This window comes from Puniceibacterium antarcticum, from assembly GCF_002760615.1.
In the GTDB taxonomy this organism is placed as follows: Bacteria; Pseudomonadota; Alphaproteobacteria; order Rhodobacterales; family Rhodobacteraceae; genus Puniceibacterium; species Puniceibacterium antarcticum.
This window is the reverse complement of sequence record NZ_AWWI01000025.1, coordinates 1-9,507: the sequence shown is the minus strand read 5'-3', so window position 1 is coordinate 9,507 and position 9,507 is coordinate 1. Positions and strand designations below refer to the sequence as shown.

Genomic DNA, 9,507 nt, shown 5'->3' with positions numbered 1-9,507 from the left:
GCAACAGCGCCCTTTTATCATGTCTATCGCTACGATTGCAGAACAGTCCCGGCAAGTTGACGATGCCAATCGAGGACTGTATCGATTTTGTTTGCCCTCGGTTCTTTGCGACATTCGACAAGACCGCCGCCATGCGTCAAGGCGGCAAAGCATTCCGATTGATCGTGGAAGGGATGAGTTTCCTTTTCTCCCCTGCTGATGACGCGAAGCGGACCGGCGTGATTTTGCTCCAAAAGGGGCGACCAGGCAGCAGCTTCTGCGGGAGTTATGCCTGTCTCATCCTTCAAATAGCTCTCTGGAATGCCAGAGAGGTCGTAGATACGACTGACCAGCAGAAGTGCTTTTGGGTCTGGCATCGGGGCAGGCCGATGTCGCAGGGTGCGTGCGCTGCAAGGAGCGAAGCCAAGTGCGCCCCGGCGGAATGTCCGCTGGCGGTCATGCGGTCGGGGTTGGCGCCGAACGTAGGAGCGAGCGCGGTGATACTGCCAGAGGCGGTGCGTACTTGAGTCACGATATCACGCAGATGTGATGAACGCATCAGGTCGTACCTCACCAGAGTGAAAATACCGCCCGCTGCAAGCACCGGGTCGGCGACGAGCATGTACACGTCTTTGCTGCCTTCCCGCAAATAGCCGCCGTGGACGAAGATGTGCAACAGTGCGTCCGAAACGTCACCAAGTGAAAATACCAGATCGAGTTTCTGTCGTGTGCTGTGCCCGTAGGGCAGGTCACGTTCCAATCGGTTTCGCGCGCCTGATCGCAGCCCCGGGCCTCCGTTTCGGCTATGATCGCATCAAAATCGGGGATGAATTTCCGGTTGCGATAGACATCCAGTTCGGGCATCCGTGCGTCCCACTCTTAGTCAGAATTCGACGGCGAAATATTTTGGCTCCATGAATTCAAGGATGCCGGTGACGCCGCCCTCACGCCCCAGTCCGCTTTGCTTGACGCCGCCGAAGGGGGCCGCCGGGTCGGACATCAGGCCTCGGTTAATGCCGACCATACCGGTTTCAATCCCTCGGCCAATCCGCATCGCGCGCCTGATGTCGCGAGAGTAGACATAAGCTGCTAGCCCGTATTCGGTATCGTTGGCCAGCCGTATCGCGTCTTCCTCGGTTTCGAAGCGGTAGACAGCGGCGACGGGGCCAAAAATTTCTTCTTTTGCGATGGCGGAGTCGGGTGATGTGTTTTCAAGCACTGTCGGAGTATAATAGTAACCCGACGCTACCATGGGCACACCACCGGTGGTCACACGTGCGCCGCGGTCCTTGGCCTCGGTCACCAGCCTATCGATCTTCTCGACAGCCTTTGCGGTGATCATGGGCCCGCATTGCGTATCTGACGCGTAGCCCGCTCCAAGTTTCAGCGCCCTCATCAGCTCCGTGAGCCCCGAAACGAAGGCGTCGTGAATACCGGTCTGGGCGTAGAACCGATTTGCAGCCGTGCAGGCCTCGCCGCCGTTACGCATCTTTGCGATCATCGCGCCCTCAAGCGACGCTTCGAGGTCGGCATCATCCATCACGACGAAGGGTGCGTTGCCGCCCAACTCCATCGAGCAGCTGACAACCTTTTTGGCGGCCTCTGCCAAGAGGATGCGGCCGACACCGGTCGAGCCAGTAAAGGACAGCTTGCGCACGCGCGGATCGACGAGGATGGCGTTGGTCAACTGGCCGGGGTTTGACGTGGTGATGACATTGACTACGCCGGGCGGCACGCCGGCCTCTGCCCCCAGCCGCGCCATGGCGTAGCCTGTAAGCGGAGTCTCTGATGCCGGTTTGAGGATCACGGTGCAACCGGCGGCCAACGCCGGAGCGATCTTGCGCGTGGCCATGGCAGCGGGGAAGTTCCATGGCGTGATCAACAGGGATATGCCGATTGGTTCGTGATCGACCAGGATGTTGTGCGCACCGCCCGGCGTATGACGGAACTCGCCCGGGACGCGGGTGGCTTCCTCGGCGTACCAGCGGAAGAATTCGGCGGCGTAGGCGACCTCGCCCCGCGCGTCAGGCAGGGCTTTGCCGTTTTCGAGCGAGATAAGCAGGGCCAGTTCTTCTGCGTGACTTGTCATCAACTCGAACCAGCGCCGCAGAATCTCGGACCGTCGGCGCGGGGAGGTGTTTCTCCAACCGGGCGCTGCGGCCTCCGCAGCGTCCACGGCACGTAAGGCGTCAGCGGTCTGCGCATTGGCCACCTCGGCGATCGTGTTGCCGGTGGAGGGATCCGTGACAGGAATGCCGATACCGGCCGTCCATTGGCCACCGATATAAAGGCCTTCGGCATGAAGTTACGGGTCAGCGTAGCCGGTGAAGACGTTATCTAGGACCATCGGGTTCTCCGTTCATTTCAATGCAAGTTCGGCACGGTCGCCGCTGTAAGCCACGCCGAGAAGAAAGCGCATGTCGGAAAGGGGCAGGGGGCGGGGGTTGTTCTGTATCAGCCGCGCGATGCCGCAAGATTGTTCGGAGACCCAGTCAAGATGGTCCTCTGCTAATCCCAAAGCCTCAAGCGTCGGCGGTATGCCGATACGCTCGAAAAGGGCTGCAATAGCAGGGATGACGGCATCACCGTTTGGCAGGTTGGTAGCTTTGGCAAATTGCTCGAGTTCAGTACCGATAACGGGTGCGTTCCATGCCATGACGTATGGCATCAGGCAAGCGACGCCCGAGCCATGGGGCGTGTGGGTCAGGGCGCCCACCGGATATTGGATGGCGTGCGCAGCGGCTGTGCCAGCAACGCCAAACGCAAGACCCGCCATCGTCGCGCCCAGCATCACGTTCGCGCGGGCCTCTACGTTGGTCCCATCGGTGCATGCCGTTGCCAGTCCTTCCCACAGAAGCGAGATGGCGCGGAGAGCAAAGGCGTCGGAGGTGGCGTTCTTGCCGACGAAGACGCGTTCCTGCGACAAACCTGGCGCGGGCTCATGGCGGATCGCGGTGAAGGCCTCGATCGCGTGAGTCAGTGCATCCGCACCGGCGATGGCCGTCAGGGTGGGGGGGCAGGTCAGGGTCAGATCGGGGTCGCAAATCGCGACCGTCGGGATAATATGCGGCGAGGAAATGCCGACCTTCAACTTTCGTTCGGTGTCCGATAGTACAGCGACGGGCGTGACTTCGGACCCAGTTCCTGCCGTAGTCGGAATCGCGATCAGCGGCATGACCGGTCCGGGAACCTTGAATTCGCCATAATAATCCTGCGGCGTGCCGCCGTGTGTGAGCAGGATAGCCACGCATTTCGCCATATCCAGACAGGATCCCCCACCGATTCCGATCACGAGGTCGGGGGCAAAGTCCCGTGCGGCCTCGGCGCTTTCTATCGTTGTACTGACCGGCACATCTGGCTGAGTGGAACTGTCGAGGCGCACGGCAAGGCCGACGCCTTCGAGCTGAGCCACGATGTCAGTAATCGTAGCATCGCCCGCGAGCCGTTCATCGGTTATGATGAGGGCACGCTTTCCGAGCGGCTTCGCAATGCGTCCGAGGGCCGCGCGCTGACCCGCGCCAAATATGATCTCCCGTGGGGCCCTGATCGTGCCAAATATCGCCATGTTTTTCTCCTCTGGTGTTTGGTCAGTGAGGCACGAGGCCGCGCAATGCCTCGAAAAGTGTGTCGGGGAGGTCGATCCCCTGAGTCAGCGCGGCGGCGGGGCGCGCGCGCATCCTGTCGGCGGGAACGGCTACTGGGCGATCAGGATCTGCTGGGCGCGAAATCCGCGGACGATAAAGGTATTCTGCAAGCTGGGCTCCGGTCCCGCCCTTTGTTGCCTGGTCGATCAACATGGTTACGTCCTCCTTGTTGGCGGGATTCTTGGCGTCAAGTGTACCGCGCACGTCGGGTGCAAAAGCGGTTCCAGCGAGGGCAGAAACCAAGAGTTCTAATGCGAGGCCCAGCCCATATCCTTTTGCTTCCTCGAAAGGCGCGATGGCCCCGGTCTTGGCGGCTTCTGTATCAGTGGTGGCACGGCCATTCGTATCGACCGGCCAACCTTCAGCCATCGGCGTTTGCGTCAGTGCGTGGTGATGGATCTTGCCCATGGAGACGAGGCTTGTCGCCAAGTCGTAGATGAAGGGCGCTTGGCCGCTCGGAATACCAATGGCGGTGGGGTTGGTACCCAGCATCGCCTGCTTCCCGCCGAAGGGTTGCACGAGCGACTCGCTGATCGTGAGGGAAAGTCCTATCCGTCCCATGGCCACCGCGGCTTCTGCTTAATAGGCCAACATTCCTATGTGATTCGCGTTGTGGATCGCTGCAACGGGGGACGCCCTCGCTGGGCACACGCTGATCCAGGCGCCTCAGTGTTTCGGTCATGAGCACCGGGCGGACCCCATGTTATCATGTATCCTCAGTGCCGCCGGGCGCACACAGTTTGGGGCCACGTGTGCATGTGAATCGGCGAGATGCTCGCGAAGCCTTTCGATTAGACGGGGCAAGCGTTGCATGCCGTGGAACGGCATACTGCGGAGCTCCGCTTCGATTAGCAAATCGGCTTGCAGCCATGCGGATTTTTCCGGAACGCCCTGATACTTAGGGGCTTCCATGCTAAATCGGCGGATGTCAGGAATCGAAGCATGCACGCTTTGTCGCCTTATCATATCGTATATTATATTGTATTTGATATTGTATTGTTTTTATCCTTCAAATTGTCAAGGACGTAGGTAGGGAGGTCGGCAGATGGCAGTTTCGGCAGAGCGCACGAAGGACGGTGGACACCTCCGGCCAAGCAGCATTTCCGATGGTGTGCATGAACGCATCTATGAAAAGCTGATGGCGCTCGAAATCTCGCCAGGCGCGCGTATTCTGATCGACGGTCTTGCGCGGGAGCTCAACGTCTCCCAGACTCCGGTGCGCGAGGCATTGAATCGGCTTGAGCGGGAAGGACTGGTGCGTAAGGCGCACCTGGTTGGTTATTCCGCGGCGCCGCAATTGACGCACAAGCAATTCGAGGATCTTTATGATTTCCGACTGATGATTGAGCCCGAAGGTGCACGTCGGGCATGCCATGATATGACAGCCGAAACGTTGGCCCGGCTGCAACTGGCTGCAGCCGATATGGAAAAAGGCGAACAGCCTGTCGATAGCAACAGTCGTTATTCACGATTTGCACGGGCGGATGCCCATTTCCACGACGAAATCATGAAAATTGCGGGCAACGAGGTGGTGCGGCAAGCGCTTGCAGACCAACATTTTCACCTCCACATCTTTCGCCTGATGTTTCATAGCCGCGTCACACAAGAAGCGCTTGAAGAGCACGAACGCCTTGTCGCCGCGTTCCGCGCGAGCGACGCAGATGCCGCATACGCGGCGATGCACAATCACATCAGTCGGTCTCGTGACCGGCTGGTCGCGGCATTTGCATGAGCTTGACGATGGACAAACCCGCCCCGACCAACGCTGAAGCCTCAGCGTTAAGCGTGCGGGGTCTTTCCAAATGCTATGGTCTGATCGAAGTTTTGAGAGGCGTCACGCTCGATATTCTTGAAGGTGAGGTGCATGCGATCATCGGCGAGAACGGGGCAGGTAAATCTACGCTGATGAAGCTGCTCTCGGGTCACACAGCACCCACTAAAGGCCAGCTTTTCATGGCTGGCAAAGGCATCCGCTTTGCTGATGCCGCGCAGGCAGAAGCGGCAGGGATCGTACTGGTGCATCAGGAGATATTGTTGGCCGCAGACCTGACCGTTGCTCAGAACCTGTTCCTTGGACGCGAACTGACGCGCCGGTTCATGGTCGACGACCGCGCCATGAACCGGCGCACGGCAGAGGTGCTGGCACAGGTCGGGTCCACAGCGCTCCCAACGGACAGGGTTGGCGATCAACCGCTCGCGCAGCGCCAGCTCTTCCAGATCGCCCGCGCCTTCCTCGATGACCGTAAGGTGGTGATCCTCGACGAACCCACCGCGATGCTGGCCAACGACGAGGTGGAGTCGTTGCTGCAAATCGTCCGGGACCTGCGTGACCGCGGTGTTGCCGTACTTTATATTTCGCACAAGCTGGAGGAGGTCGAAGCGCTGGCCGATCGAGTGACTGTCCTGCGAGATGGTGACATGATCGGGACTTGGCCGGTGCGCGACCTTGACCAACGCCAGATGGCCGAACAGATGGTGGGGCGCAAGCTTGACATGCTCTACCCGCCGAAGCGCGGGAGGGCGGACGCGGATCCTATCCTTGAGGTGACCGAGCTCGTGGTGGACTATGGTGCGGCCAGCGGATCACTTGTTGTTCGCCCCGGGGAAGTGCTGGGCATCGGCGGCATGATCGGCGCTGGCAGGACAGAATTTTTCGAAGGGCTGACGGGGTTGCGTCCCGCGGAGGCTCACAGGATCGTGCTGAAGGGCAGGACCATTTCCTCGCCCAACGTCAAGCGCATGATGGAGGCAGGCCTCGTCTATCTGACCGAGGACCGCAAGGGGAAGGGGCTGCTGCTGAACGACCGGCTTGGCCCGAATTTGACACTTCAGGCGTTGGACGCCGTCAACCCCGGCCTGCAGCTCGACCGACGGCGCGAGATGCATGCGCTGGATCACGCGGTCGAGGAATACGATATCCGCGCGCGGTCCTTGGGCATGGACGTGGGCAATCTATCGGGCGGTAACCAGCAGAAGCTGCTACTGGCCAAGGTAATGATGACCGATCCATCGGTGGTGGTCATCGACGAGCCGACGCAGGGCGTCGACATCGGCAACAAGAGCCAGATCTACAAGTTCATCGACGATTTCGTGCGGACGGGAAAGGCCTGCGTGGTCATCTCCTCTGAGCTGCCGGAATTGGTGGGCCTCGCCGACCGGGTGCTGGTCATGCGCAGCGGCCGCTTTGTGGCGGAACTGGACGGCACGGACATCACCGAAGAGAACATCGTCTATGCCGCCGCCAGCAGCGGCAGGACAAAAGAAGGGGGGGCATAGACATGAGCAGCATCGACGTCAGAACCGCACCGAAGGGAGAGGGGGTTAGTATCCCATGGGGCAGTCTCGCCCCTTTCATTGCACTTGCCGTGATCGTGATCCTCGGGGCGACGATCAATTCCAATTTCCTGTCCACCAACAACCTGCTGAACGTCATCACCCGAAGCGCCTTCATCGCGATCATAGGGGTCGGGGCAACCTTCGTCATCGCCACCGGCGGACTGGACCTTTCCGTCGGCTCCATGATGGCCTTCGTCACGGGCATCATGATCCTGACCATGAACGGCCTGACACCTGCGCTCGGGAACTGGGCGATCCTGGCTGGGGCGGGGGTCGCAGTCGTTGTCGGCGCACTGTGCGGGTTGCTGAACGGTTTGATCATCACTGTGGGGCGAATCGAACCCTTCATTGTCACGCTGGGCACGATGGGCATCTTCCGCGCCTTTATAACTTTCATGTCCGATGGCGGTTCGCTCCCCATCGACCGCAGTTTGCGCGAGGCTTATCGGCCAGTCCATTTCGGTGACTTCGTCGGCGTGCCCTATCCAGTGCTTATCACACTTGTCGTGGTACTGATCGGGGCATTCGTGCTTTATCGCACGAAATACGGTCGTCGCGTTACCGCCGTGGGATCGAACGCCGATGTCGCGCGCTTTTCCGGGGTGCACGTGGGTCGCATCCGCACGATGGCTTTCGTCATCCAGGGCATCTGCGTCGCGGTCGCCGCGATCTGCTATGTGCCCCGACTGGGAGCGGCGACGCCGACCACCGGGCAATTGTGGGAGCTTCAGGTCATCACCGCTGTCGTCATTGGTGGCACGCTTCTGCGCGGTGGCAAGGCCCGCGTCTGGGGCACTGTCGCCGGCGCACTCATTCTCGAGATCATCGCGAACGTCATGGTCCTGACGGACATGGTCTCGGAATACCTCGTGGCCGCAGTGCAGGGCTCAATCATTATCATCGCCATGCTTGCACACCGCTTCACAAGCGCCCGCTGACAAGGGCGCGTCACCTATCGCAACGGAGGAGAAGAAAATGAGGACTTTTAACAAAAGTGCACGGATCCTGTCCGCCACAGTACTGGCAAGCGCAATCGCCAGTACGCCTGTACTGGCACAGGACAAGGAATTCACCATCGCGGTGTCGATCCCTGCAGCGACGCACGGCTGGACTGGCGGCGTTGTCTACCATGCCGAACGAGCAGAGAAGGAGATCGAAGCCGCGTACCCGAACATCGACGTGATCGTCTCTACGGCCGCTTCTGCTACAGCTCAAGTGTCAGCACTGGAGGATTTGTCGGCCACGAATAACCTTGACGCACTGGTCATCCTGCCCTTCACCTCCGAAGAGTTGACCGGACCGGTGGAGCAAGTGGCTTCAAATGGCACCTTCATCACTGTCGTTGATCGAGGTCTTTCGGATCCGTCGATCCAGGACTTGTACGTCGCCGGAGACAACATTGCCGTGGGTTCGAATACGGCCGACTGGTTGGTCGACAAGTTGGGTGGAGAAGGAGAAATCGTTGTCCTGCGCGGCATCCCCACCGTCATCGACGACGAGAGGATCAAGGGCTTCACCGAGGTGATCGACAAGAGCAACATCAAGATCCTCGATATTCAGTACGCCAACTGGAACCAGGACGAGGCCTTTACGCTGATGCAGGATTATCTTGCGCAGTATCCCAACATCGACGCGGTCTGGGCCAACGACGACGACATGCTGCTGGGTGTTCTGGAAGCGGTCGACCAAGCCGGTCGCGCGGATGTGAAATTTGCACTCGGCGGCAACGGGATGAAGCAGGTCATTGAGATGGTAAAAGCGGGCGACGAACGCACTCCGATCTCGACTCCATATCCGCCGTCCATGATCGCTTCCGCCATCTACATGACCGCTGCACAGTTTGCTGGCCAAGCCCTGATGCGCGGTTCCTTCAAGTTGGACGCCCCGCTGATCACGCCCGAGAATGCGGACCAGTTCTATTTCCCTGACTCGCCGTTCTGAAGCGTAGCGCTTCGACCCGGCCGTATCAACGTTCGGCTGGGCCATTCCTCAACCTGAACCGGAGAACCAAGATGCCAGGCAAGAAAATCCTTATGCTATGCGGTGAATTCACCGAAGAATACGAAATCTACGTCTACCAGCAAGGGATGGAAGCCGTGGGCCACACCGTTCACGTCGTTTGCCCGGACAAGAGTGCGGGTGACGTGATTGCCACCTCGCTGCACGACTTCGAAGGTCATCAGACCTACACCGAGAAGCCGGGGCACAATGCGGAAATCAACAAGACATTCTCGGAAGCCGAAGCGGAACTCGACAGCTACGACGCGGTCTATGCCGCAGGGGGACGGGGACCGGAATACATCCGTACCGATCCGCGCATCCAGAAGATGGTGAAGCACTTTCACGATACAGGCAAACCGATTTTCACGATTTGCCACGGTGTGCAAATCCTGATGGCCGTTCCGGGCGTACTGAAAGGCAGAACGGTCGCGGGACTGGGGGCCTGCGCACCGGAGGTCACTGCAGTAGGTGGAACATACTACGATGCCGATGACGTTGCCCCCTGCAGCTAATCCAGTTTGAGATAGACTCTGGCCCAACCGAAAGG

At 59.6% G+C, this 9,507-nt stretch carries 10 protein-coding genes; 6 read left to right on the top strand and 4 right to left on the bottom strand.

Annotated features, from left to right (window positions below):
- Positions 1-199, top strand: a 199-nt coding sequence (locus P775_RS28400; RefSeq protein ID WP_218967610.1) for a hypothetical protein, incomplete at its 5' end; no start/stop codon positions are given.
- Positions 200-283: 84 nt separating this feature from the next.
- Here the strand turns inward: P775_RS28400 and P775_RS27455 are convergent.
- The 4 genes from P775_RS27455 to P775_RS28395 all read right to left on the bottom strand — a co-directional run bounded on the left by P775_RS27455 (position 284) and on the right by P775_RS28395 (position 4,190).
- The gene (locus P775_RS27455; protein ID WP_143520781.1) at positions 284-739 is read right to left on the bottom strand and encodes an alpha/beta hydrolase; all 456 of its coding nucleotides are present in this window, start codon (positions 737-739) and stop codon (positions 284-286) included.
- A gap of 123 nt (positions 740-862) precedes the next feature.
- The gene (locus P775_RS02640) at positions 863-2,233 is read right to left on the bottom strand and encodes an NAD-dependent succinate-semialdehyde dehydrogenase (protein WP_245875538.1); all 1,371 of its coding nucleotides are present in this window, start codon (positions 2,231-2,233) and stop codon (positions 863-865) included.
- Between the two features lie 105 nt (positions 2,234-2,338).
- Complete coding sequence (locus P775_RS02635) at positions 2,339-3,544, bottom strand: iron-containing alcohol dehydrogenase (RefSeq protein WP_099909512.1); 1,206 nt, start codon at positions 3,542-3,544, stop codon at positions 2,339-2,341.
- Positions 3,545-3,566: 22 nt separating this feature from the next.
- Positions 3,567-4,190, bottom strand: a complete 624-nt coding sequence (locus P775_RS28395; RefSeq protein WP_342749628.1) for an Ldh family oxidoreductase — start codon at positions 4,188-4,190, stop codon at positions 3,567-3,569.
- A gap of 478 nt (positions 4,191-4,668) precedes the next feature.
- Between P775_RS28395 and P775_RS02625 the strand changes: the two genes are divergently transcribed.
- The 5 genes from P775_RS02625 (at position 4,669) to P775_RS02605 (ending at position 9,472) form a co-directional block, all read left to right on the top strand.
- On the top strand, positions 4,669-5,355 hold the full coding sequence (locus tag P775_RS02625) for a GntR family transcriptional regulator (RefSeq protein ID WP_099909511.1): 687 nt from the start codon (positions 4,669-4,671) through the stop codon (positions 5,353-5,355).
- Positions 5,356-5,363: 8 nt separating this feature from the next.
- A complete protein-coding gene (locus P775_RS02620; protein ID WP_099909510.1) occupies positions 5,364-6,899 on the top strand; it encodes a sugar ABC transporter ATP-binding protein in 1,536 nt (511 codons plus the stop codon).
- A gap of 2 nt (positions 6,900-6,901) precedes the next feature.
- On the top strand, positions 6,902-7,897 hold the full coding sequence (locus P775_RS02615) for an ABC transporter permease (protein ID WP_099909509.1): 996 nt from the start codon (positions 6,902-6,904) through the stop codon (positions 7,895-7,897).
- A 37-nt stretch (positions 7,898-7,934) separates the two neighbouring features.
- Complete coding sequence (locus P775_RS02610) at positions 7,935-8,900, top strand: substrate-binding domain-containing protein (protein ID WP_099909508.1); 966 nt, start codon at positions 7,935-7,937, stop codon at positions 8,898-8,900.
- 71 nt (positions 8,901-8,971) lie between these two features.
- Entirely contained in the window at positions 8,972-9,472 is a 501-nt protein-coding gene (locus P775_RS02605; protein WP_245875537.1) for a DJ-1/PfpI family protein, read from the top strand.
- Positions 9,473-9,507: the final 35 nt, after the last annotated feature.

What these genes read in the sequence shown, in the direction of transcription:
- P775_RS02620 (WP_099909510.1), top strand. Translation starts at nt 5,364, where the DNA reads ATGGACAAACCCGCCCCGACCAACGCTGAAGCCTCAGCGTTAAGCGTG.
- P775_RS02605 (WP_245875537.1), top strand. Translation starts at nt 8,972, where the DNA reads ATGCCAGGCAAGAAAATCCTTATGCTATGCGGTGAATTCACCGAAGAA.
- P775_RS02615 (WP_099909509.1), top strand. Translation starts at nt 6,902, where the DNA reads ATGAGCAGCATCGACGTCAGAACCGCACCGAAGGGAGAGGGGGTTAGT.
- P775_RS02610 (WP_099909508.1), top strand. Translation starts at nt 7,935, where the DNA reads ATGAGGACTTTTAACAAAAGTGCACGGATCCTGTCCGCCACAGTACTG.
- P775_RS02625 (WP_099909511.1), top strand. Translation starts at nt 4,669, where the DNA reads ATGGCAGTTTCGGCAGAGCGCACGAAGGACGGTGGACACCTCCGGCCA.
- P775_RS02635 (WP_099909512.1), bottom strand. Translation starts at nt 3,544, where the DNA reads ATGGCGATATTTGGCACGATCAGGGCCCCACGGGAGATCATATTTGGC.